The sequence below is a fragment of the Helicobacter labacensis genome (assembly GCF_003660285.1).
In the GTDB taxonomy this organism is placed as follows: domain Bacteria; phylum Campylobacterota; class Campylobacteria; order Campylobacterales; family Helicobacteraceae; genus Helicobacter; species Helicobacter labacensis.
In genome coordinates, this window is record NZ_QXQQ01000003.1 from 94,612 (window position 1) to 118,936 (window position 24,325).

The 24,325-nt window shown below is 47.7% G+C and carries 22 protein-coding genes and 1 pseudogene; 12 read left to right on the forward strand and 11 right to left on the reverse strand.

Features of this window, described 5'->3' with window-relative positions:
* Nucleotides 1-294, forward strand: a complete 294-nt coding sequence (locus tag EAO33_RS02060; protein WP_120944499.1) for a hypothetical protein — start codon at nt 1-3, stop codon at nt 292-294.
* Nucleotides 295-296: 2 nt separating this feature from the next.
* Here the strand turns inward: EAO33_RS02060 and EAO33_RS09700 are convergent, their stop codons facing one another.
* From EAO33_RS09700 to EAO33_RS02075, 4 genes are read right to left on the reverse strand one after another with little or no spacing between them, the layout of a single operon-like run.
* Nucleotides 297-431, reverse strand: a complete 135-nt coding sequence (locus EAO33_RS09700; protein ID WP_268877446.1) for a hypothetical protein — start codon at nt 429-431, stop codon at nt 297-299.
* Between the two features lie 43 nt (nt 432-474).
* Entirely contained in the window at nt 475-1,821 is a 1,347-nt protein-coding gene (locus EAO33_RS02065) for a class II 3-deoxy-7-phosphoheptulonate synthase (protein WP_120944501.1), read from the reverse strand.
* A gap of 2 nt (nt 1,822-1,823) precedes the next feature.
* Nucleotides 1,824-2,369 carry a Holliday junction branch migration protein RuvA gene (gene ruvA, locus EAO33_RS02070; RefSeq protein WP_120944503.1) on the reverse strand — a complete coding sequence of 182 codons (546 nt, stop codon included), beginning with the start codon at nt 2,367-2,369 and terminating at the stop codon, nt 1,824-1,826.
* Complete coding sequence (locus EAO33_RS02075; RefSeq protein ID WP_120944505.1) at nt 2,366-4,192, reverse strand: DUF342 domain-containing protein; 1,827 nt, start codon at nt 4,190-4,192, stop codon at nt 2,366-2,368. Before EAO33_RS02075 ends, ruvA begins: the two co-directional genes overlap by 4 nt.
* Before the next feature lie 109 nt (nt 4,193-4,301).
* Between EAO33_RS02075 and murJ the strand changes: the two genes are divergently transcribed.
* The 4 genes from murJ (at nt 4,302) to EAO33_RS02095 (ending at nt 9,298) form a co-directional block, all read left to right on the forward strand.
* Nucleotides 4,302-5,741 (forward strand): murein biosynthesis integral membrane protein MurJ, encoded by a 1,440-nt coding sequence (murJ, locus tag EAO33_RS02080; protein WP_120944507.1) that lies wholly within the window; start codon nt 4,302-4,304, stop codon nt 5,739-5,741.
* 296 nt (nt 5,742-6,037) lie between these two features.
* A complete protein-coding gene (gene cysS, locus EAO33_RS02085; RefSeq protein ID WP_162982179.1) occupies nt 6,038-7,459 on the forward strand; it encodes a cysteine--tRNA ligase in 1,422 nt (473 codons plus the stop codon).
* Nucleotides 7,460-7,520: 61 nt separating this feature from the next.
* Nucleotides 7,521-8,375, forward strand: a complete 855-nt coding sequence (locus tag EAO33_RS02090; protein WP_120944511.1) for a menaquinone biosynthesis family protein — start codon at nt 7,521-7,523, stop codon at nt 8,373-8,375.
* A 5-nt stretch (nt 8,376-8,380) separates the two neighbouring features.
* Nucleotides 8,381-9,298: an alpha/beta fold hydrolase gene (locus EAO33_RS02095; protein WP_120944513.1), complete on the forward strand. Its 918-nt coding sequence runs from the start codon at nt 8,381-8,383 to the stop codon at nt 9,296-9,298.
* On the opposite strand, the gene flhB is transcribed toward EAO33_RS02095, so the two are convergent.
* Genes flhB through EAO33_RS02115 form a run of 4 tightly spaced genes read right to left on the reverse strand, consistent with a single transcriptional unit; the run spans nt 9,295 to nt 11,881 of the window.
* Nucleotides 9,295-10,353, reverse strand: coding sequence for a flagellar biosynthesis protein FlhB (flhB, locus tag EAO33_RS02100; RefSeq protein ID WP_120944515.1), 1,059 nt, complete (start codon nt 10,351-10,353; stop codon nt 9,295-9,297). The two genes, EAO33_RS02095 and flhB, sit on opposite strands and share 4 nt — an antisense overlap.
* The gene (locus EAO33_RS02105; RefSeq protein WP_120944517.1) at nt 10,346-10,921 is read right to left on the reverse strand and encodes an NTP transferase domain-containing protein; all 576 of its coding nucleotides are present in this window, start codon (nt 10,919-10,921) and stop codon (nt 10,346-10,348) included. The genes flhB and EAO33_RS02105 overlap by 8 nt, the downstream gene beginning before the upstream one ends.
* On the reverse strand, nt 10,921-11,733 hold the full coding sequence (locus EAO33_RS02110; RefSeq protein ID WP_120944519.1) for a DNA-methyltransferase: 813 nt from the start codon (nt 11,731-11,733) through the stop codon (nt 10,921-10,923). The genes EAO33_RS02105 and EAO33_RS02110 overlap by 1 nt, the downstream gene beginning before the upstream one ends.
* The gene (locus EAO33_RS02115; RefSeq protein ID WP_120944521.1) at nt 11,726-11,881 is read right to left on the reverse strand and encodes a DpnII family type II restriction endonuclease; all 156 of its coding nucleotides are present in this window, start codon (nt 11,879-11,881) and stop codon (nt 11,726-11,728) included. Before EAO33_RS02115 ends, EAO33_RS02110 begins: the two co-directional genes overlap by 8 nt.
* Nucleotides 11,882-11,978: 97 nt before the next feature.
* On the opposite strand from EAO33_RS02115, the gene moaA reads away from it, so the two are divergent.
* The 7 genes and pseudogenes from moaA to gatB all read left to right on the forward strand — a co-directional run bounded on the left by moaA (nt 11,979) and on the right by gatB (nt 20,840).
* Complete coding sequence (gene moaA / locus EAO33_RS02120) at nt 11,979-12,935, forward strand: GTP 3',8-cyclase MoaA (protein WP_120944523.1); 957 nt, start codon at nt 11,979-11,981, stop codon at nt 12,933-12,935.
* Nucleotides 12,936-14,011: pseudogene (gene mqnE, locus EAO33_RS02125) on the forward strand (aminofutalosine synthase MqnE). It abuts the gene before it with no gap.
* A 120-nt stretch (nt 14,012-14,131) separates the two neighbouring features.
* Nucleotides 14,132-16,645 carry an outer membrane protein assembly factor BamA gene (gene bamA, locus EAO33_RS02130; RefSeq protein ID WP_205589480.1) on the forward strand — a complete coding sequence of 838 codons (2,514 nt, stop codon included), beginning with the start codon at nt 14,132-14,134 and terminating at the stop codon, nt 16,643-16,645.
* 9 nt (nt 16,646-16,654) lie between these two features.
* On the forward strand, nt 16,655-17,701 hold the full coding sequence (locus EAO33_RS02135) for a dehypoxanthine futalosine cyclase (protein WP_120944525.1): 1,047 nt from the start codon (nt 16,655-16,657) through the stop codon (nt 17,699-17,701).
* Complete coding sequence (locus EAO33_RS02140) at nt 17,701-19,143, forward strand: M16 family metallopeptidase (RefSeq protein WP_407920452.1); 1,443 nt, start codon at nt 17,701-17,703, stop codon at nt 19,141-19,143. The genes EAO33_RS02135 and EAO33_RS02140 overlap by 1 nt, the downstream gene beginning before the upstream one ends.
* Nucleotides 19,144-19,158: 15 nt before the next feature.
* Nucleotides 19,159-19,419 (forward strand): hypothetical protein, encoded by a 261-nt coding sequence (locus EAO33_RS02145; protein WP_162982176.1) that lies wholly within the window; start codon nt 19,159-19,161, stop codon nt 19,417-19,419.
* Nucleotides 19,413-20,840 (forward strand): Asp-tRNA(Asn)/Glu-tRNA(Gln) amidotransferase subunit GatB, encoded by a 1,428-nt coding sequence (gene gatB / locus EAO33_RS02150; protein WP_205589481.1) that lies wholly within the window; start codon nt 19,413-19,415, stop codon nt 20,838-20,840. The genes EAO33_RS02145 and gatB overlap by 7 nt, the downstream gene beginning before the upstream one ends.
* Before the next feature lie 38 nt (nt 20,841-20,878).
* Here gatB and EAO33_RS09365 read toward each other — a convergent pair whose 3' ends face one another.
* Genes EAO33_RS09365 through EAO33_RS02165 form a run of 3 tightly spaced genes read right to left on the reverse strand, consistent with a single transcriptional unit; the run spans nt 20,879 to nt 23,809 of the window.
* Entirely contained in the window at nt 20,879-21,697 is an 819-nt protein-coding gene (locus EAO33_RS09365) for a tetratricopeptide repeat protein (protein WP_235852995.1), read from the reverse strand.
* Nucleotides 21,698-21,706: 9 nt separating this feature from the next.
* Entirely contained in the window at nt 21,707-22,666 is a 960-nt protein-coding gene (locus EAO33_RS02160) for an HrgA protein (RefSeq protein WP_120944531.1), read from the reverse strand.
* 15 nt (nt 22,667-22,681) lie between these two features.
* A complete protein-coding gene (locus EAO33_RS02165) occupies nt 22,682-23,809 on the reverse strand; it encodes an SEL1-like repeat protein (RefSeq protein WP_162982177.1) in 1,128 nt (375 codons plus the stop codon).
* Nucleotides 23,810-24,325: the final 516 nt, after the last annotated feature.

Below are 24,325 nucleotides of genomic sequence, written 5' to 3' on the forward strand. Positions count from 1 at the left end.
ATGCGATGGATGATGCTTTTAGGTTTGATCTTAGTGGGCGCGCATGCCCAAAGTGGTTATTGTAGCGATGAATGTATGGGGGATAAGAGCGAACGCCTGCCTCCCATGGAATTCCACATGAGTTTACCCCATTCTGTGGAGCACTACCGCGCCCACCCCCAAGAGCGCGCCAGAATGCTAAGGCGTTGTCAAGAGGCGTTCCACTCCACACTCAAGATCAATGTGATGACCAAGACTTTTAAGCGCGATTGCGCCAACGCCCAGCAAGCTAGCTTGCTAGACCCCGCCCCTTAGGGCTATTTTTGCTCGGGTTGCCAGATCGTCTTCTCTGAGGGCTTGTAATCTTTCTCGTCCTCTAGGATCTGCGCCTTAGTTTCCGCGCACGCATTGAAAAACAGCACCACCACTCCAGCCCATAACAACCAACGCATACCAAATCCTTTAATGTAATAATTTCTATTGTAGCCAAAATTCCTAATGGCGCGCCACTTGGCTATTGCTTTTTAGCATGTCGGCTAGCAAGAACGCCAATTCAAGGGCTTGGGTGGCGTTGAGTCTAGGATCGCACTGGGTGTGGTAATTGGACTCTAGAGCGTCTTCTGTGATGGCTTGCGAACCCCCGATACACTCGGTTACATTGCACCCGGTCATCTCCAAATGAATCCCCCCCACACAGCTGCCTAGCGCGTGTTGGATAGCAAAAAATTCCTTGACTTCCTGCAAGATGTGCGCGAACGAACGCGTTTTAACCCCCCTCTTGGTCTTGATCGTGTTGCCATGCATAGGATCGCACACCCACACGACTTCTTGGCGCGCTTCTAAGATACCCTTTAAAAGGGGCGGGAATTTGGCGCGCAACTGTGCGCCCATGCGCACGATGAAACTCAAGCGCCCGGGCTGGTTGTAGGGGTTGAGTGTTTTACAAAGCCCTAAGAGTTGTTCTAAGGTGCTATTAGGACCAATCTTAACCCCAATGGGATTATCCACCCCTCTTAAAAACTCTACATGGGCTTGATCCAAGCCCCTAGTGCGCTCCCCAATCCAGAGCATGTGCGCCGAACAGCCATACCATTTGGAAGTGAGGCTATCTTGGCGGGTTAGGGCTTCCTCGTAGTGGAGCAAGAGGGCTTCATGGCTGGTGTAAAAGTCGGTTTCTTTGAGAGTGGGTAGGTTAGCCACCCCGCAAGCCTGCATGAAATCTAGGGCTTGCGTGATTTGCATGGCTAGGGCTTCGTATTGCCGCCCAAAATCGTTATTCTTCACGAAGTCCAAATTCCAGCGCTGAATCTCAGCCAAATCCGCCAACCCCCCCTTAGCAAAAGCGCGCAATAAATTCAAGGTAGCCGCGCTTTGGTGGTAACCTTGCAATAGCCTTTGTGGATCGGCTTGGCGCGCGCATGCGTCCATGCTATTGACCATGTCGCCACGATAAATAGGCACTTCCACCCCCTCAATGCGCTCACTCTCTTGACTTCTGGGCTTGGCAAACTGCCCGGCGATCCTGCCCACCTTAATGACCGGACAACGCCCTCCAAAGGCTAAAACCACACTCATTTGCAAGATCACCTTGAACAAATCCCTGATCCCATCTGCGCTAAAGGCTTCAAAGCTCTCTGCACAATCCCCCCCCTGTAATAAAAATGCCCTGCCCCTGCTAGCCTCTTTGAGCGCCTCTTTTAGAGTGCGGATTTCCTTAGCAAAGACTAGGGGCGGGTAACTTCTTAGGGTTTTTTCCACCGCTTCTAACGCCTCTAAATCGGGGTAGGCGGGTTGTTGTAAAATGGGAAAATTACGCCATGATCGCGCATGCCATGTCTGCATATCTACCTCAACTGTTGCAACGCTTGTTTGATAATCTCTTGGGTGTCAAGCCCTGCGGGCAAAGCCGCACAGACCTTATGCACCAAAGCGCTCTTAAAACCCAAACTTTCTAAAGCCAATGTGGCCTCTGTGCTGTGGGGGCTTGGGGTCGTGTTTAAATACCCCTCCACATCTAGCATGATCTTGCCAGCGAGCTTGCCCCCCACCCCGGGCACCCTTTGTAAACCCTTGAGATCATGGGCTTTCAACAGGGCACTAAATTCCTGCGCGCTGTATAAAGAGAGCACACTCAAGGCGATCCTAGCCCCCACCCCATTGATCTTAAGCAGGCGTTCAAATAGCGCGCGCTCCTCAGGGGCTAAAAACCCATAGAGATGGTGCGCGTCCTCTTTGAATACGGGGGTTGTAAACAAGCGCGTTTCTTGATCTACTTGCAATAGCGCGCTGGCGCGCAAACTCACATGCACCCCATAAACCACCCCGCTTACATTCACAGTGATAAACGCGGGCTCTATACTCTCTATGCGCCCCACAAGCCCTACAATCACGCGCCATCCTCAAAGCTTACCTGCCTTTTGGCACGCACCAAAGAGATCCCATCTAATTTAAAATCCACCATTTCGCCGCTTTCTGTTTGCAGGCTCTGGTTGGAGCGTCCGGTGTAGAAGCGATTGCATGTGATCGTGTTAAACGCCGTCCACGCGCCCTTGGCAAACAAGCGTGTATCGCGCATGTTCGACTCCAAAGACACCAAGCGATCCACAAACCCTCGATTGAGTTCTTGGAGTTTGAGCACATAGAGGCGTAAAATCTTGATGCGGCGCAGGCAGTCCATGAAGTCATAATAAGTGCGCTGGACAGATTCTTCCTCCATCAAGAGTTTTCTAGTAGCCGCATCCGCGCTCTTGATTCGATCAATAGTAGCCTGCTTTTGTTGCAAAAAGAAGTTGAGTTTTTGGTATTGGGTCATCACCTTCTGGGCTTTTTCCTTGTAGATTTCCATTTCAGCTTTGGTTTCTTCTAAAATGCGCTTGCTTTGTGGATCGGCAAAGGCGGAAAAACAAAAGGTGTTTTCGCTCCCATCGATGTGATCCACCGTGCATTTGCCCGAAAAATAAAAGGTGTTATTAGACTTGAGTTGTTGCATGCTAATCTCTCTAGCAAAGACTTGCGCCCCACTGCCCGCGTCTATCTCGCAGGTTTGCGCGATGATCGTGCCCCTATCGGCGTATTTGCAAATGACTTTATTGCCCTGACAAGTGCCCTTGTTATTATTGACAAAAATTTCATCGGCTTCCACACTGCTATCGTTGTGCAACTGCCCCTCCACGATCACCTTCTTAGCCACCAAATTGACATTTTTACCCACATTGCCCTTGACATGGATCTCCCTAGCCTCAATGCGCAAATTGCTCTCAATGGCGTTGTCGATCTCGTTTTTCGCCCCGATGTAGAGCACCATGCCATTTTGCACCCCGCCTAAAAACATGGGTGTGTTAGTGCTCTTCATCTCTGTAAAACTATCCTTAGTGTAACTCTTGAGCGTGTTGCCCACCAATACCACATACTGAGCGATCTTAGAGAAATACACCATCTTTTTAGAGTTCTCTTTGAGCTCAAAGGCATCGCTACTGCACTCAAAGACGGGCAAGATGGGTTTTTCTTCCTTGACTTTGATGAATTGCCCCAAGAGATTAGGTCCGCTAGCCCCCGCGATGGGCTTGACATATTCCAAGACAGCATCCCCCACACCCGCGCCAAAGATGGAGTTAGCCGGGGCTTTTTGGGCGTTTTTTTCCTCCCACACTTGTTTTAAGATGAGGTTGACATAGCCCTGCTTGTTAGGACGATACAGAGCACGCTTGAGTAAGATCTTCTCAGGCTGTAGATTCATTTTAATGCAACGCTCGATCTCCTTGTGCAGGCCGGCATGCTGGGCTTCCATTTGGCGCAATAAAATCTTTTGGTGCGCCATAGCAGTTTCTATGCGCGCACAGATCTCCTTGAACAAACCCTCATCTTCTACGATCACAAAGGGGCTTTCAAAGATCACATAGAGTTCATCGCACTCCTTAGAGAGCTCCACCTCAAAGAAATAGGTAAACAAGCGTTTTCTAATGCAAATGTCATAGCGTTGGATCACCTCGACCTGCTTGTCGTTGAAAAACACATCATCATCAATGCGCTTAACCTCCCTCTCCTCCAAGAGTTTGAACACATCTTTAGGATTGGTGCGCACCAAAGTGTGCACCTTCAGTAGATCAAACCATAGGTCTTCCATATCGATCCCGTGCGCTTGCGCCACCTTCTCCAACTCCAATTGGATGTCAGCGCAATCTAACACTACCTTAGAATAAAACTCACTCGCCAAAGCGGACTCCTTTGTGTCGTCTGCGCGTATTTTAATACATACTGGCTAAAAAAACACCACACTGATTAATCTTTTTAGACTAGAATCCTCTTTTAAGCAGGGGTTTCTCGTGTTAAAAAAATTCTTTTTTACCAATAGCTCAGGGATTTTGTGCTCTAGGATCGCAGGATTTGTGCGCGATTTATTGAGCGCGTCCATTTTGGGGAGTGGGGTTTATAGCGATATTTTTTTTGTGGCGTTCAAATTCCCCAATCTCTTCAGGCGTATTTTTGCCGAAGGGGCATTTAGCCAAAGCTTTATGCCCGCCTTTATCCACAGCCGCCACAAGGCTAGCTTTAGCTTGAGTGTGCTAGGGATTTTCAGCGCGTTGCTCATCGCGCTGTCTTTGCTGGTGCGTTATAACGCGCCCTTTTTTACCAAGTTATTAGCCTATGGCTTTGATAGCCGCGTGATCGCGCTCGCCCAAGACATCGTGGCTTTGAATTTTTGGTATCTCCTCTTGGTCTTTTTAAGCACTTTTTTTAGCGCGCTATTGCAATACAAAAATAACTTCTTTGTGAGCGCCTACAACACGATCTTGCTCAATGCGGGCATGATCGCTGGATTGCTCCTAGGCAAGGACAAGACTTCCTTAGAAGTGGTGTATTACTTGAGCTATGGGGTGTTGTGCGGGGGGGTAGCCCAAGTGTGCGCGCATTTTTACCCCCTTTATGTGTTGGGGTTTTTTAAACTCTTTTATTTGGGCTTTAAACATGGATTCAAGCGTGCCAAAATGCCCGGTAAACACAGCCTAAACAGTGAGCTTAAAAGTTTTTTCAAACAATTTTTCCCCAGTGTGCTAGGCAATTCAGCCAGCCAGCTCTCTGCTTTCTTGGACACGCTATTGGCTTCTTTTTTGGGTGCGGGGAGCATTTCTTATCTTTACTACGCTAACCGTATTTTCCAACTCCCCCTAGCCCTCTTTGCTATCGCCATCTCCAGCGCGCTTTTCCCCACCATCGCCAAAGCGATCAAAAACCACCAAAGCGCACAGGCTTTAGCGCACATGCAACAGGCTTTGCACTTTTTGACCTGCATGTTACTAGCTTGCAGTGTGGGGGGGTGGGTGCTGAGTGAATACATTGTAGCCCTGTTGTTTGAACGCGGGCAATTTAGCCCTCAAGACACCCTGCAGAGCGCGGCTGTCTTTAGAATGTATCTGCTAGGTCTCTTGCCCTTTGGACTCTCTAAAATCTTTGCGCTTTGGCTCTATGCTAGCTCCAAGCAACTCCAAGCGGCTAAGATCACTTTGTATTCCCTACTCTTTGGGTTTGCCAGCGCGCTCTTAGGGATGCGCTACTTGCAGGCTAGCGGACTAGCCCTAGCCAGCAGTCTTAGCGGGGGGTTGCTATGCCTTTTGAACATTAGAGCTTTTGGATTTAAGCGCTTTTTGGGCATGGTTTCTTGGCAATGGGGGGGGTGGCTGGCGGGTTTACTTGCCTTAGAAACTCTTTTGCTATACGCCTTTTTGTGGTGTCTACAAGCCAAGCAAACACTGTATTATCTTTAGTTAAGGGCACAAATCAATAACATAAGTTCTATGAGTTTTTTGTGTGGTTGTTCTTGCCACAAAAACCAAAATTTTTGCTAAAATAAGCACCGCCTTTAGTAGGCAGAGTTCCTGCCCAATTGACGCTTGCGGGCATGCGCAACGCTTGACACAACAAAACCAAAGGGCAAAACCTTGTGTTTTGGTAAGAGCAGGCATGGATGAACTTAAAGAATACAGCAGAAATCCTAGCTTTGTAGGATTTTGCAAAGTTTTATAGGATTTATAGGTCTGTAGGAACGGCACACATGCAACCCATTTACATTTACGATAGCCGCCAAAGGCAAAAGGTGCGCTTTACACCCATTCAAGAGGGGCAGGTTAAAATTTATATCTGTGGTCCCACCGTTTATGACTACTCCCATTTAGGGCATGCTAGAAGCGCGATCGCCTTTGATCTGCTCAAGCGCACCTTAGAATTAAGCGGTTATGGGGTGCAGGTGGTGAAAAACTTCACCGACATTGATGACAAGATCATCGCTAAAGCCAAGCAAGAGCAACTAGACACCGCCACTCTGAGCGCGCGCTTCATAGCAAGCTATCTAGCTGACATGCAGGCTTTGGGTGTGCAACGCGCCCACCTAGAGCCCAAAGCCAGCGCGCATTTGCAAGCCATAGCCCTCATGATCCAAGCCCTTTTAGACAAAGGGCATGCCTATAAAACCAGCAATGGGGACATCTACTTAGACACCAGTAGCGATTCGAGTTATGGGACTTTGAGCGCGCACAGTCTAGATCAAGAGAGCGTGAGTCGCCTAGATGACAACCCTAGTAAACGCCATGAAAAGGACTTCGCGCTGTGGAAAGCCTATAAGGGCGCGCAGGATTTGGGTTATGAAAGTGTCTTAGGTAAGGGGCGACCCGGCTGGCATATTGAATGTTCAGCGATGATCTTTGCCAATTTGGCTTACCGCGATCAAGCCTACCAAATTGACATCCATGGGGGGGGATCAGACCTCTTTTTCCCCCACCATGAAAACGAAGCCTCCCAAACCCGTTGCGCTTTTAACCAAGAACTCGCCAAGTATTGGGTGCACAATGGTTTTGTGAATATCTCCGGGCAAAAGATGAGCAAGAGTTTAGGCAATAGTTTTTACATCAAGGATGCGCTAAAAGTCTATGATGGCGAAATTCTGCGTAATTACCTCTTGGGGGTGCATTACCGCGCGATTTTGCATTTCAATGAGCAAGACTTATGCATGGCTAAAAAACGCCTAGACAAACTCTACCGCCTCAAAAAGCGTGCCTTACAACTAGCCTCCCCTCTAGATTTGCCCCCCCCAAGCAACCCCTTCACCCACGCCTTATTGGAGGGTATGCGCGATGATTTGAACATCTCTAAAACTCTCAGCGTGTTAGAAGAGTATTTGCACCTTGCCAACGACCAACTCAACCACCCCCACAAGCCAACCAACCAACAAAACGCCAAACAGGTGTTGCAGGATTTGGCTTTTGTGGACAGCCTGTTGGGTTTGGGGAGTAAGGACCCCGCTGTGTATTTCCAACTAGGTGTAGATGACGCGCTCAAAGCCCACATCAGCAAACAAATCGCTCTGCGCGCCCAAGCCAAACAGGCTAGAGATTTCGCTCTAGCCGATCGCATTAGAGAGGAACTAGCCAAACAGGGCATCACCTTGATGGATACCCCCACTTCCACCACTTGGGAAAAATTGTTCTAGTTTTTGTGGGCAAGCCTTTATCAAAGTAAGTTAGAATCGCTGAAAAACACAGAGGTGAACCATGTTAAGCATCGCCCATAGTCCAGATGCCGATGATGTGTTCATGTTCTATGCGATCGCCTTTGGGTGGGTTGGTTTAAACAGACCTTTCACCCACCACGCCCTAGACATTGAAACCCTCAACACCCAAGCCCTGCAGGGCGTGCACGACATCAGCGCGATCTCCTTTGGGCTTTATCCCCTCATTAACGATCAATACGCGCTTTTGGAGTGCGCAAGTAGCTTTGGGGAGGGGTATGGTCCTAAGCTGGTGCGCAAAAAAACCACCAAACTAAAGAGAAATTTCAAGGTGGCTTTGAGCGGGCGTTATACCACTAACGCCCTGCTCTTTAGACTCCACTACCCCCACGCGCGCGTGATCTATAAAAATTTCTTAGAGATCGAAGAGGCGGTATTGAGCGGGGAGGTAGATGCGGGAGTGCTCATCCATGAGAGTATTTTAGATTTTCACCCCGATCTAGTGGTGGAAAAAGAGATTTGGGAGGTGTGGTGTGAGCTCTCTAAATCAGAATTGCCTCTGCCTTTGGGCGGAATGGTGTTGCGCCGATCCATCCCCCTAGTGCAGGCTATCGAGCTAGAGAAGAAGTTAACCCAAGCCATTAACTTAGCCTTAGCCCACTCTAAACTACTCTCTTCTATGCTTTTAGAACGCGGCTTAGTGCGCGTGGGCGCACAACACCTTGCTACTTATCTTGATCTCTACGCCAATGCCAGCGCGTGCCAACTGAGCTCTAAACAACTCCAAGCCCTAGACATCTTGTTTAACTTGGGCTTTAGGCATGGTTTTTATCCCACCCCCCTTAACACCCAAGCCCATTTGATCCCCAAGCGCTACCACGCCCTAAGGTTTTCTTAAACACTATGCGTATCCACACCGCACGCCTGAGTTCTAAGCACCCTACTTACCTAGATTTGCACTTTGATCACTATGTGCCCGCTCGCCCTAAGGGTGTCGCCCTCCTCATTGCCACAGGCATGGCAGAACACCGCAAACACTATATATGGCTAGCCACTGAGTTGTGCGCGCTGGGTTATGATGTCTTTGTGTTCGATCACAGAGGGCACGGGCAGAGCGTGTTAGAACACAGTGTTGAAATCGCTTGGGGAGAGATGGGCGAAAATGGCTTTGAGCACGCCGTGCTGGACTTGGCTAAGTTTGTCGCTCTAGTGCGCGGAGTTTGCAAGGGGTATAAGCTGGTGTTATTAGGGCATAGCATGGGCTCACTACTAGCGCGTCGTTTAATCCAACATGCTCACACTCCCCTAGACGCGCTCATTCTCACAGGCACACCCACTCCCTTTAGGGGTTTGGGTTTGTGTGTGGGGGTTTTAAAACTCTTGCGCGCGATGGGTTGCCCTTTCAAGTGGAATCTAAACACCTTTTTTAGCCTGCACCCTAGAGTGCGCGCGATGGGGGCTAGGGGGGCGTGGCTGTGTCAGGATGCTAAGGTGCTTAAATTTTATAGCCTAGATAAGGCTAGCCGTTTTGCCTTCAGCACTAATAGTTTTGCCTGTTTGTTAGAGGGGGCGCACTTGGTCTTTAGCGCGCATGCTTATGGGGGTAAAAACCTGCCTATTTTGCTCATGAGTGGTTTAGAGGATGTGTGCGGGGGCTTTGGGGTGGGGGTGATCAAATCCTACCACACCTTGCGCGCGCAGGGCTTTAAACAAGTGTCCTTAGAGTTATTAGCCCAAGCTAGGCATAAAATCTTTGATGAACCCAATAAAGATCGCGCCTTGCGCCTTATGCTAGAATGGCTAGAACACCAAGGTCTTTAACGCTTGTTTTTCATCTGCTCGATATGCGCCACTTGGGCAAAGACGATCGCCACCGCTTCAAAGAGCATTTTAGGGATCACCTCGTCTACATCCACTTCTTTGTAGAGCTCGCGTGCGAGTTTAGGGTTTTCAATGATCTCAATGTCATGTTCTCTAGCAATCGCCTTAATGCGAATCGCTAAGTGTTCGATCCCCTTAGCCACCACCACCGGAGCGACATCCTTTTCTTCAAAGCGGAGCGCGACCGCGTAGTGGGTGGGGTTTGTAACGACCACATTCGCGCTAGGGATGGCTGCCATCATCTTACTCATGGAGTTTTTGAGCATAAGCTGTTTGATTTTGGCTTTGATCTCGGGGTTACCTTCTTGTTGTTTGTATTCGTCCTTGACTTCCTGCTTAGTCATTTTAAGCGAATTGATATACTGACGGCGTTTGAGCAGAAAGTCTAATAAAGAGGCTACTAGAAATAAGAATAATAAACTGGCAATGAGAAGTAACGCCTTGTGTTCAAACCACAATGCTTGATCCCTGATGTCAATGCGCGCGATCTTGGCTAACTCCCCGATGAACACACTCACGATCACAAAACCTAGCATGAAGGCAAAGCACACCTTAGCGCTGATGAGCAGACCATCTAAGAGTCTTTTTACAGAGAAGAGATTTTTAAGCCCATTGATAGGATTGATCTTAGAAAATTTGGGCACAATCGCCTTAGGGCTAAAGAGCAAGCCAAATTGCACCACATTAGCCAAAAACGCCACCACAAACACCAAAAATAAAAAGGGCAAGAGCACCCAAGCGATATCTTTGAGCAATTGCAAAGAAAGCAAGTGGAGATTGTGGGGAGTGAAATCTAGGGCGATCCAACGCAAACTCTGCCTAAAAATGCTCTCAAAATGATCTAACCACATGCTAAAAAAAGCCATCACCCCCCCAAAACCTGCCACCAACCCCAAAAACCCCACCACCTCTAAACTTTTAGCGACATTGCCCTCTTCGCGCGCTTTCTCGATCTTCTTGGCGGAGGGGAGTTCGGTCTTTTCTTCTTCAGCCATTTAAAATTTTCAACGCGCGTTGGTATTCTCTATAGGTGTTGCAATTGCTAAACTCTACACCCTCTGGCACCTCTACAGCTAAACCTCCCTCCAAAAGAGAAGCAACCGAACCATTACTCTCCAAAGTGTCCTCTAGCGCATCTGCCATGCCCATCTGCCAACACCCTAGCAAGTAAAAACGCTCCGAGCTTTTGGCATACACCACCCCCGCCTCGTGGGCGTGGTTACAGAGTTTTAAAATACTCTGGACTGACACTAGGGGCATATCCACCGGGATCACAAAGATCGTTTGTTGGAGGGCATACAAAGAGCGCACAATGCCTAGCAAGGGGCTAAAATCGGATCGGCAGTCCAAAATATAGGACGCATACACTTGCAAGTTATAGGACTCTTTGCAACTAATATAGACCCGCTCAAAAAGCGCGCTCATTTTGGCGTGTTGGTAGGCTAAAAGGCTAGGATAATTGCCAAAGGGCAATAACGCTTTATCGCATTGTTGTCCCCCCACGCGCATGCGCGCACTCTTGCCCCCAGTTAGGATCACACAGGGGATTTTTAGTTTTGTCATTAAGCCATCACTCCCATTTTCTGGGCGCGTTTGGCAAATTCGCTAAAACGCGCGTCTAGATCTTTCTTGCGCGCAATAGAGAGATTGATAAATTCTCTTTCTTGTTCGATGCCTATAAAGGATCGCCCTAGTAAATTAGCCGCAATGCCCGTTGTGCCCGAGCCACTAAAGGGGTCGCCCACCAAGCTATCCTTATGACTAGCCATTGAGATCAAACGCAGGAGTAGCCCTAAGGGCTTTTGGGTGGGGTGTTTGCCTAAATGCTTTTCCCAAGGGGCAATGGCAGGGAGAGTCCACACATCGCGCATTTGTTTGCCTTGATTCAACTCCTTCATGCGTTGGTAGTTGAAAATATGGGCGTGTTTAGGACTTTTGCGCGCCCATAGAATTTGCTCGCTAGCGTGTAGTAGTGTGCGGCATGAGAAATTAGGCGGGGGGTTGCTCTTATGCCAAGTGATGGTGTTCAAGAGTTTAAAACCTAGAGTTTGCAGGGCTAACCCTAGAGAGAATAGATTATGCTGGGTGGCACTGATACAGATCGCGCCTGTGGGTTTGAGCGCGCGCTGGGCTAGAGTGATCCACTCCATATTAAAGGCATGGATTTCATCAATTCCTCCCGCGCGATCCCATGCGCCCTTATTCACACTCACAATTTTGCCACTCTCAATGCTCAAGCCATCATTAGAGAGAAAATAAGGTGGATCAGCAAAAATGAGATCAAAGCACCCCTCCATGCGTGCCAAAACCTCCCTGCAATCATGGTGATAAAGCGTGAATTTAGAATCCTCACTCACAAAAATAGGCTTAGGCATGGCATAACTCATCTATCAAGTTGTCCAATTGACTTAAATTACAAATGCGCACACTTTGATAGGCTTCTTCTAGTTTATTTCTGGCACTAAACCACCCCTGCCCATCGGTGATCCAAATAAACATTACAAAAGGGAGGGTGTTTTTCATTTCCCTAGCCTAGCATGCTAGATTAAAAGTTTGGCTGATTCGCTCTGATTCAGCCCAAATTTGCTATGTTAAGAAAAACTACACAAAGAGGCTAGCGATGCTAATTGATGGTTTTGGGCGACAAATCACTTACCTAAGAGTTTCGCTCACCAAGCAGTGCAATTTTAGATGCGCCTATTGTATGCCCACCACCCCCCTAGACTTTAGTGAAGAAGTCATCCCCCTAGATCGCATGTTAGAGTTTCTCAAAGTTGCTATTGATGAGGGGATTGAAAAAATCCGCTTGACCGGGGGCGAACCCTTGTTGCGCAAGGATTTAGTGCCCTTCATTGCAAGTTTACATGCCTATAACCCCAAAGTCTTATTAGTGCTCACCACTAACGCGTTTTTACTAGAAAAACACGCCCACGCGCTCAAAGAGGCGGGTTTAAGTCGGGTGAATATCTCTTTAGATTCGCTTAAACCTGAGCGCGTGGTGCAAATCTCCAAAAAGGACGCGTTGCCCTCTGTATTAAGGGGCATTGAAGCGGCACTGCAAGCAGGTTTAAAACTCAAATTCAACATGGTCGCTCTCAAGGGGATCAATGCCGATGAGATTTTAGACCTCCTAGAATTTGCCCAAGCAAAGGGCGCGCAGATTCGTTACATTGAGTTTATGGAGAATACCCATGCGAGCGCGCGCTTGCAAGGCTTGAGTGGGGCGCAGATTTTAGAGATAATTTGCCAGCGTTATAAGATCGTAGGCGCGCCCCAAAAAGAGCTAGGACCGGCACAAATCTACACCCTAGAGAATGGCTACCAATTTGGGATCATCGCTCCCCATAAAGAGGATTTTTGCAAGAGTTGTAATCGCGTGCGCGTGAGCGCAGATGGGACTTTGTTCCCTTGCTTGTATTACCAAGATAGCGTGGATGCTAAAGAGGCAATTTTGAGCACGGAGCGCGCGCGCATGTTAGAGGCACTCAGGCAGGCGGTGGCTAATAAGCCAGAAAAGAATCTTTGGAGTGGGGCTTACCAAATTTCTGAGCGCGCATTTTATCAAACTGGAGGCTAAATGGATTTACTCACACAGGCTTTAGATTCACAGGATTTAGACGCAGAAAGTCTAGCCAAGCTTTATGATTACGATCTCTATGCGTTGGGCGAGGCAGCCCACACTATCCGCACGCACTACCATCAAGATCAAGTCTTTTTCAACACCAACCGCCACCTCAACCCTAGCAATATTTGCGCAGATAGCTGTAAGTTTTGCGCCTTTTCAGCCAGCCGTAAAAACCCCAACCCCTACCAAATGGAGCACACAGAAATTTTAGAGCAGATTGAGAGTGCTTATAAGGCGGGGGTTAAAGAGGTGCATGTAGTGAGCGCGCACAATCCTAATTACACTTATAGTTGGTATTTAGAGCTCTTTAGACTCATTAAGACAAGCATGCCTGATTTGCATTTAAAGGCGATGACGGCTGCGGAGGTGCATTTTTTAAGCACCAAGTTTAATAGAGCCTACCAAGAAGTGTTAGAGGACATGTTAGAGGCGGGGGTGGATAGCATGCCCGGGGGTGGAGCAGAGATCTTTGCAGAGGGGGTTAGAAAGCGCATTTGTGGGGGGAAGGTGAGTTCCACGCGTTGGCTAGAAATTCATCAGTATTGGCATTCGTTGGGTAAAATGAGCAACGCCACGATGTTATTTGGGCATATTGAAAGCAAGCAGGATCGCTTAGATCACATGTTGCGCCTCAAGGCCACTCAAAACCCTAACGCTTTAGAGAAAAAGGGAGGATTTAACGCTTTTATCCCCTTGCTTTACCAAAGAGATAATAATTTTCTCAAAGTCCCTCGTAGCCCTAGCGCGGTGGAGATTTTAAAAACCATCGCTATTGCGCGTATTGTTTTGCAAACATCCCCCATATTAAGGCTTATTGGGCGACTTTGGGGCTAAATTTAGCTTTAGTCGCTCAAGAATTTGGCGCAGACGATTTGGACGGCACGATTGGGGTAGAAAAAATCCAATCCGCTGGGGGCGCACAAAGCGCGCAGGGGGTCGCCAAAGAGGACTTGATCGCCCAGATCAAAGACGCGCAATTCCAACCAGTAGAGCGCGATAGTCTATATAATACCCTCAAAGTGTGGTGATCTGTTAAATTTTTGTTTACTTAGGCTGTTTTTTTATGGCACTTAAGGCTCAAATGCGCTATAATCCAAGCCGTGTTAGTCAAGCAAAATCAGGGGTGTTCCATTAAAAAGTTTCTTACAATGATCTTGGTGTGCGCGGGGCAGTTGTTTGTGCCTGTGGACGCTGAGGAAGCTAGAATCACCAGCATAGAGTATAAGGATCTCTCTTACATGTCTGACATGCTCGCTAGCGAGATTGTCAAACTCAAGAAAAACGATCCCCTAGACTTAGAACAAATCGATCAAGCCATCTTAGCTCTTTACAACCAGGGCTACTTTGAAGATGTTTATGCCACCTTTAAAAACGGTGATTTAGTCTTCCACTTCAAAGAAAAGCCCCGCATTGCCGGCGTGGAGATCAAGGGCTATGGCACAGAGAAAGAGAAAGAAAATCTCTACACCCAAATGGGGATCAAAAAGGGAGATACCTACGATGAGAACAAGTTAGACAACGCCAAGTATATTTTAAAAGCCGCGCTAGAACAGCAGGGCTTTTATGGGAGTGTGGTTGAGACGCAAACAGAGAGCTTAGCCAATGGGGGGGCTTACCGCATTGTCTTCCATGTCAACCGGGGTAACCACATTTACATCACCAAGTCTAATTATGAGGGGCGCGAGCAGCTTAAGCCTAGGGTTGTGGAGAGCTTGAGCGCGAACAAGCAGCGCGATTTTATGGGCTGGATGTGGGGGTTGAACTCCGGGAAATTGCACCTCAACGAGCTAGAATACGACTCCATGCGTATCCAAGATGTCTATTTACGCCATGGTTTCTTGGATGTGAATGTGTCTGCACCTTTTTTGAACACCAATTTTGCTACCCACAAAGCTAAGCTTTACTATAAGGTCAAAGAGGGGATTCAATACCGCGTTTCTGGCATCGAGATTCAAATTAGTAAACCGGTGATTTCCATCCCCAAACTCCTCAAGGGGCTTAAAATCAAAAAGGGCATGGTGTTTAATATTGAAAACATGCGCGCAGATGCCCAAACACTCAAGCGCGAGGTCGCCGACAAGGGTTATGCCTTTGCGGTGGTTAAACCTGACTTGGATAAAGACGAACAACATGGCAAGGTCAAGGTGATTTACCGCATTGAGACCGGGGATATGGTTTATATCAATGACATCATTATCTCAGGCAACCAGCGCACCAGCGATAGGGTGATTCGCCGTGAGGTGTGGCTCAACCCCAAAGAGCGTTATAGCCTGACAAAAGTCGCCAACTCCGAAAACGCCTTGCGCCGTTTGGGCTTTTTCTCTAAGGTCAAGATTGAGGAAAGACGGGTCAATAGCCAATTGATGGACTTGTTAGTCAATGTTGAAGAGGGACGCACGGGGCAGTTGCAATTTGGCTTGGGTTATGGGAGCTATGGGGGGCTCATGCTCAATGGGAGCGTGAGTGAGAAAAACCTCTTTGGGACAGGGCAGAGCATGAGCTTGTATGCTAATGTCTCTACAGGGGGCGGGAATCGCAACTACGGCATTAGAGGGAGCGGGCGCATGTTCTCTGGAAACTTGACGCTTCGAAACCCTAGAATTTTTGACAGCCGTTATAGCTCCTCGATTAGTCTCTTTGCTGAATACATCATCAATTACAACTATATCCAGCAGGGTGGGGGTTTTAGTGCCTCTGTAGGGCGCATGATCACCAACACCTTTAGCATGAACTTGGGCTATAACTACAGCATCAACAAGATCATCGGCTTTTCTAGCCCCCTTTATGAAATGTTTTATAGCAGCAAGGACACCATTATCCGCTACCCCAATGGGCAACCAGCCCTTGGACCCAATGGGCAGCCCTTGCGTGGCTTATGGGATCGCGATTACCACACCCCCACCACCAGCTCTTTCACCTTGAGCACCAATTTTGACAACACGGACGACTATTACTTCCCCAAAAATGGCTTCACTTTTGCCAATTACACCACAATGGCTGGCTTGCCCTCCTCAAATACGCTCAATTCGTGGAATGGTTTGGGCGGGAATGTGCGTAACGCCAAGATTTATGGCAAATTTGCCGCCTACCACCACCTGCAAAAATACATTTTGATCGACTTGATCGCGCGTTTCAAAACCCAAGGGGGCTATATCTTCCGCTACAACACAGAGGATTATCTCCCTCTTAACTCCGTGTTCTACTTAGGGGGCGTTACCACGGTGAGGGGCTTTAGAAACCGCTCGATCACGCCCAGAAATGCAGAGGGCATGTGGGTTGGGGGCGATGGGATCTACACCGGCTCTGTGGAGCTTAGTTATGGCTTACTCAAAGCGGCTAAAATGCGTGTGGCATGGTTTTTTGACTGGGGCTTTTTGACCTTTAAAACCGCTAGCAAAATGGGAGGCTTTTGGCACAACGCTTTGACCACTAGCGATGTGAGTTTTAAAGATTATGGCGTGATCGGGGCGGGCTATGAACATGGCACTTGGCGCGCCTCCACCGGGATTCAAATCGAGTGGATTTCGCCCATGGGTCCCTTGGTGCTCATCTTCCCCATCGCCTTTTTCAACGACTGGAGTAGCAAGAAGGGCTTGTATTTCAACACAGACATGGGCGATCTCACCCAACGCTTTGAGTTTTCTATGGGCACGCGTTTTTAAAGGAGAGGCATGCAACGCTTAGACAGGGCTACGATCTTGGAGTGGATGTTACACAAACCCCTAAAGGAGCTAGGAGCTTTAGCTTTGGCTAAAAAACAAGCCCTGCACCCGGATAACACCACGACCTTTATTGTGGATCGCAATATCAATTACACCAATATTTGCTTTGTGGATTGCAAGTTTTGCGCTTTCAAGCGCACCCTCAAAGACAAGGACGCTTATATTTTGGACTTTGAGAGCATCGATGCCAAGATCGAGGAGCTCTTAGCCATTGGAGGCACACAGATTTTATTCCAAGGCGGGGTGCATCCCCAACTCAAAATTGATTACTATGAAAGCTTAGTTTCTCACATCGCTAAAAAATTCCCCACTATCACCATTCATGGTTTTTCAGCCGTAGAGATTGACTATATCGCCAAAATCTCACGGCTCTCTTTAGTGGAGGTTTTAGAACGCCTCAAAGCCGCCGGTCTTAGCTCCATCCCGGGGGCGGGTGCGGAGATTTTAAGCGACCGGGTGCGCAAGGTGATCGCGCCCAAGAAACTTAGCGCAGATGCTTGGATCGAAGTGCATAGGCAGGCGCACAAATGCGGGATCAAGAGCACGGCAACCATGATGTTTGGGAGTGTAGACACCCCTGAAGATGTGGTCGAGCACTTGCAGAGGGTGCGCGACTTGCAAGATGAAACCGGAGGGTTTCGCGCCTTTATTTTGTGGAGTTTTCAGCCCAATTTCACCCCTTTGCAACAAGAAAGACCGGAGATTAAAAAAGCAAGTAGCAATCGTTATTTACGCTTGTTAGCCTGTAGCCGTCTATTTTTGGATAATATTAAAAATATCCAAAGTTCATGGGTTACACAAGGAGCGATGATCGGGCAGTTGGCTTTGCTCTTTGGAGCCAATGATCTAGGGAGTGTGATGATGGAGGAGAATGTCGTCAAGGCAGCGGGCACGAGTTTTTGCATGAGCCAAGAGGAGATGATCGCCTTAGTGGGCGATTTGGGTGGGCGCGCTGCCAAGCGCAATACTGCCTATGAAATTTTAGAAAGGTATTGATGGGCGCGAAAGTCAAAGGCGTGCGTTACGCACTGTTGCTAGCCATTGTGGTGTTAGCTTTAATCATGATAGGAGCATGGATGGAACAAACAAAACAAACTCAGGAACAAAGTGCGCACAGAGTCATCAAGCGCGATCAAACTGGAGAGGGCATTAAGTATTTTAGCATCAAGGGGATTAAAATCCCGGTGATCTATGAGGAAAACCACTTACTGCCCATGGGGACGATTCGCTTGATGTTTATTGGGGGGGGGAATTTGAGCGATAAGGACAAATACGGTTTATCTAAACTCAGCGCAGAGATGTTAAACGAGGGCACGAAAGAGTTGGGGAGTGTCAAGTTTGCCGAACAATTAGAACAGCTGGCGATCACTCTAGACACCGATATTAGATTGGAGTCTTTGCACATCGATCTAGGTTTTCTCAAAGAATACCAACAAAAGGCGATCGGGTATCTGCACGATCTACTCCTCTCGCCCAACCTTACTCCCAGTGCCCTAGAGAAGGTGCAAAAGAATATGGTCGCCAACGCGCTCACCAAGATGAGCAATTTTGACTACATCGCCCAGCTTGAGCTCAACAAACTCCTCTTTGCTAACACTCCCCTAGCCCACCCGGCTGTGGGCACACCCAAGAGTATCCAAAGCATTTCACTAGAGGATGTCAAAAAACGCCTTGAGGACGCGCTAGACATTGAGCGACTCATCATTGTGATGGGGGGGGATTTGGACACGAACAAAACCCTAGAACAACTCAAGCCCCTGCTAGAGGCTTTGCCCTCCAATAAGCCCTTTTTCACCCCCCACTTTGGCACCGCCCAAAAAGCCCAAGAAAAGATCATCTACAAGGACACCCAACAAGCCTATATTTACTTTGGATCGCCCTTTTACATGAAAGATTTAGAAAAAGAATTGCCCTTAGCCAAAGTGATGGGCTTTGTGTTGGGTTCTAGTGGCTTTGGCTCGCGTTTGATGGACACTATCCGCGTTAAAGAGGGCTTGGCTTATAGTGCTTACATGCGCGTGCAACTCTCACGCATTATTAATTGCACAACCGGGTATTTGCAAACCAAGCTAGAAAACCAAGATAAGAGTATCGCACTGGTTAAAAAGGTGGTGAAAGAGTTCATAGACAAGGGTATGACCCAAGAGGAGTTGGAGGGGGCTAAGAAATTCTTGCTAGGTTCTGAACCCTTAGCCAATGAAACTCTAGGCAAACGCCTGAACACCAAATTCCACAATTTCTACTTAGGTTTGCCTCTCAACTACGATAAGATCATGTTAGAGCGCATTAAAAACTTAAAGCTAGAGGAGATCAACGCCTATATCAAATCCCACCCAGAGGTGGCGGATTTGAGTTTTAGCATTTTGACGATGGATCCCAAAATCCAAGCCCAAAAAGCAGCCCGTAAGGAGAAAATGGCTCCCGTAGAGCCTAAGTAGCGAGCACTCATTACGATGGGGACTTTTCTTCTTTGCTTGCTGGGGCTTTTGATCTTAGGGGGGCTTGTGGGCGTGTTTCCGGTGCTTTTTGATCTGCTAATCGAATCGGGAGTCTTTTTGATCGTTGCGCTTGCAATCGGGCTTGCGCTTGTGATTGTTGTGGTAGTGCTGCTCTTTTTTGCCCATGCGGTGGTTATTTTATTGGGGTTAGCTCTAGTGATCGCGCTGGTAGCCATTATCTTAAGAATATTTGGCATTAAGTTTAAAGGATTTTGATGTTTGAAACCATAATCGGACTAGAAGTGCATACCCAACTCAACACCCAGACCAAGATTTTTTGTTCTTGCTCCACCAGCTTTAAAGACGCTCCCAATAGCCACACCTGCCCGGTGTGTTTAGGCTTGCCCGGGGCTCTGCCCGTGCTCAATGAAGCGGCTTTAAAAAAGGCGATCGCCTTTGGGATGGCGATTGATGCCACCATTAATCAAGACTCCATCTTTGCGCGCAAGAATTACTTTTACCCCGACTTACCCAAAGCTTACCAAATCTCCCAGTTTGAAATCCCCATTGTGAGCGCGGGGTATTTGGATATTGACACAGAGAGCGGGCTAAAACGCATTGGCATTGAGCGCGCCCACCTAGAAGAGGACGCAGGGAAGAATATCCATGAAGGAGAGTTTTCTAAGGTGGATTTGAATCGCGCAGGCACACCTTTACTAGAGATTGTCAGCCGCCCGGATTTGCGCAGTGCCCAAGAGGCGATTAGTTATCTTAAAAAATTACATGCCTTGGTGCGCTTTTTGGGCATTTCTGATGCCAATATGCAAGAGGGCAATTTTCGCTGTGATGCTAATGTCTCCATCCGCCCCAAAGGGGAGAGCAAACTCTACACACGCGTAGAAATTAAAAATCTCAATAGCTTTAGATTCATCCAAAAAGCCATTGAATATGAGGTTGAACGCCAAAGCGAAGCCTTTGAGCGGGGCACTTATGCTAGCGAAGTGGTGCAAGAAACTAGGCTTTTTGACACCACTAAGGGGATCACCCAATCCATGCGCGATAAGGAGGGCTCAGCAGATTATCGCTACTTTCCCGATCCCGATCTTAGACGCGTGCATATCCCCAAAGCTTTTTTAGAGCAGGTGATCCCCGAATTGCCCGATGCCAAAAAAGCGCGCTACATAGAGCTAGGAGTCAAACCTGAAGACGCGTCTATGTTGGTGAGCGATGTTGCCATTGCAGAGTATTTTGAAGAGATGATGGGCATGGGAGCAAGTGTAAAGGCGAGCGTGTCTTGGCTATGTGTAGAATTATTAGGGCGTTTGGAGGGCGCAGAGTTAGAATCTTGCAAAGTGGGCGCGCAAACTCTAGGCACTTTAGTGCAACGCATCGATAGCAAAAAAATCTCAGGCAAGGCAGGCAAAGAGATTTTAGACGCGCTTTTAAGCCAAAGCGCAAGCCAGCCTAGTGATGTAGATACCCTCATTGAAAAACTGGGCTTAGCCCAAGTGCAGGACACACAAGAGTTATCGCGCGCCATTGAAGCCATTTTGGCGCAACACCCTGATAAAGTCGCCCAATATAAGGGGGGTAAAACTAAACTCTTGGGCTTTTTTGTAGGGCAGATTTTAAAAAACATGAAAGGTGCGGATCCTAGCGCGCTCAACGCGCTTTTAAAAGAGAAGTTAGAGGGGTAATTGTGTGGGGGGGGGGGGGGTAAGCCGCCTTTGTGGTGTCAATTTTGCGTTTTTTGTTGCTCTAAAAGGTGCTTGTAATGCGTGTAATGTTTCTCATCTTTGAGGGCTTTATAGGCGTTAGCCATATTTTCTAATAAAATGCTCGTGTAGCTCGCCTGTTCTTTAATCGCTAGGCTTTGTTTGTAAAATTTAATGGCTTCTTGGTAGCGTTTCTCTTTATAAGCGCATTGTCCCGCCATATAAGAGCTAAAAGCGGGGCGGTATTTGATTTGGGCGAGCCAAATAAAACGCTCTTGGGCTTGTTTGTATTCTTGATCTGTAAAGAGCTCCATCGCATCGTGGAAGGCTTGGGCGCGTTGGTTGTAATCTTTGGTGAAAACATAGCGTGTGTTTTGCTCATTGGCATGTTGTTTAACAGAGCAATAAGCAATGCCAATAATGATTGCCAGCCCTACAAGTATAAGCATCAACCATCCCAAACAGCCCATGGGTTTTTCAACTTCAATTATCTCGCCATAAGAGCTAAATGTGTATGTCTCTTTCCCTTGTTTGACACGCACCAAGTATTCTGTAAAATCCACAAGTTCCCCGGGTTCGCTAAAAAGTTTATTACCCTCTTCATCATAAACATCTACGCTGCCATTGTTGCAATCCACACGCCCAATTTTTTTTAAGTCAAAATTAGAATCTAGGACATAGCCATAAGAATCAAGTTTACATATCTTATTCCCCCGCCTAATGAGCACATAATCGCTCATATAAAACACCAATTCTCCGGGCTTTTTAAAAAGCACCTTGTTATCTGAATCGTAGGCACAAACTTTAGTGCCCTCTTGCTCTACATGGTCAATTTCCATGACTTCCCCCTAAGCCTCTTTAGGCATTTTCCCCAAAATCTCTAATTCTATGTAATGTTGCAAAGCCGCCTTGTCTAGCACGCCATCAAAGGCTTTTAATTTGGTCTGTTCGCTCATGTTTGCCTTGATCGCCTCGTGGTAGAGAGTCAAGGCGTTTAGAAAGTCTTTAAAATCGGGGGAATTTTGGGACAATTCGCCCAGCATGGCGTGGTCTAAATTCTCTTTACGCTTGGCGTTTAACAAGACTTGGCTTTTTGGGATGTCTGGCACATTTAACAGCACAACCCCAATGCCAAAGCTGGCGTGCAAGCGTTTTAACAACTCCATTAAATCGTTGTCGGCTGTGTTGATTTTCTCTGCCACTAAGTAGCCCTCGTGTGCCCATGAGCTGTTGCTAATGGCTTGAAAATAGTATTCCCTACAAGTGCCTAAAGTGATTTCTTTTTTAAGCTCAAAAGAAAAGAGTTTTAAGGGCAGGCTAGAAAAATGCTCCACAAATTTACGCAAGGTGGGCTCGAAGTTTTGGTAGGCAAAGCTCGCCCCTACCATGTCCGGATACAGCCAAGAGTTCTTGCCCTTTGTGCCTTTTAGGGCCTTTTCGTGGTAAATAGTTTTGGTGTGTGCGGCCCATTTGTGGTGGGCAAAGTGAGCCACTAGGGGGTGTAATAGGCGTTCGTGGTGCGTCTCTATTTTTTGGGGCTCTTGGGGGCTTAAGCTTTGGGGAGTGGCATACTCTTTAAGGGCAATGCTTAAAGGGCCATCAGAGACTTTCACAAAGGGCAAATCTTGCTCATTTTTTAGGGCAAGCCAAACGGGGTAATACGCCTTCTCTTTGGCCATGCTAAACATTTGGCTAATCTTGCCCGCCTCTTTGAGTTCTTGGGCTTTGTTGTAAAGCTCATAGATGGACACGGGGGCTTTTGCCTCTTTGAGCACGGCTAGGACAATCTCTAGGTAGTCTTTTTTCATCCCTTGCCTCCTTTGTTACTTGCTTAAAGCTGTGCAGGCTTGCTCATAGCCTGCATCACACGCTTGTTTGTAGTAGGTTTGGGCTTGGTTTTTATCCACCAGCACGCCTAAGCCCTTGGCATAGATGGCCGCTAAATTCCAATAAGCCCTACCAGCTACCCCCGTATCTGTTGCCTTGACTCCATCTTCAAGATACTTTAAGGCTTTTTCATAGTCTTTAGCCACGCCCTTGCCCTTAAGATACATCTCCCCCAAATAAGCACAGGCATTGGCATCGCCCCCATTGGCCGCCTTTTGGAAGTACTCAAGGGCTTTAGCCAAATCTTTAGCCCCCCCATCGCCTTTAAAATAGATTAAGCCCAAATGATAATATCCCTTAAGCTCCCCTCCATCGCCAGCCTTTTGGAAGTATTCTTTGGCTTTGGCTAAGTCTTTGGGGACACCTTGGGCATTGGCATACATTTCACCCACGGCATTAAGAGCGATGGGCAAGCCCTCACTGGCCGCTTTTTGGTAGTATTCTCTGGCTTTGGCTAAATTTTTAGGCACGCCAAGACCCTTAGCATAAAGCTCCCCTGCCTCATAAGCCCCTAGGGCACTCCCTTTTTGGGCTGCCTCTTTAAAGTACTCCATCGCTTTAGCAGGGTCTTTAGCCACACCCCCTCCTCCCCACGAATCTCCCGGACCAAGTAAATACATTTGCCCTAAATTCACAAGAGCCTCCACGCTCCCCTTGTCTATGGCAATTTTAAAGTACTCTATGGCTTGTTTATAGCTTTGCCCTACGCCATTGGGTCTGCCAAGATACAAGATCCCCATATAACGATACGCTTCCACACTGCCCGCTTTAGCGGCATTTTCAAATAGCCCTAGGATGTCTAGCGGAGAATGAAAACCCATTGGATTATTCGGATCACGCCAACCATTTTTGATCATGTTTTGATAGGCTTGGAGAGCGTATTTAAAAAGCGAGTCTGCCGTTCTTTCTTTGGGCGGTTCTACTCCAAATGGCGACATGCGTGCATTTATGCGTGCTTGCATTTGCCGTTGTTTGGCTTCCTCAGCCTTCCTCTTTTGTTGCCACTCTTGCTTTTTTTTGTTATAGGCTTCTAGCCCCGTTTCTTGGGGTTTTGCACTTCCCAATAACTCTCCCAAACACCCACTAAGCATTGGGGCCAACAAAAACCCACTAAGGATTAAAGAACAAGATTTAAAGGGTTTCATAAAAACCCCCTAGAACACGGGCTAAAAAAGAAGTAAGAGAGTTGGAGAGAGTTACCCCCCCCCCCCCCCCGCACGGCGCACAAGGTTAGACATGGTGATCCTTTTTTATAGAAATGAAAGGGGGTATTTTAGGAGGGTAAAAATAAAGAAATGCTTAAGGGGCGCATAACTAGCCTCGTGATGGGGGGCTTGAAAGCCCTGCGCGCAGAATCTAGCCCAAATTATTAAGATTGGTGAGATGGCTTTACTTTTTATTGGAGGGGGTTAGCGCGCCTATAGCCAAAAGCCTGCCATCTTGTTGGAGCGTGCTATAATCCATGCCAAACACCAATGCAAGGATTTTAATGACTCGCCTAATTAGCATACTTCTACTCATCAGCCCCCTATGGGCTATAAACCCTAGTTTAATCCAAGACATGCAACAAGCCCGTGCCT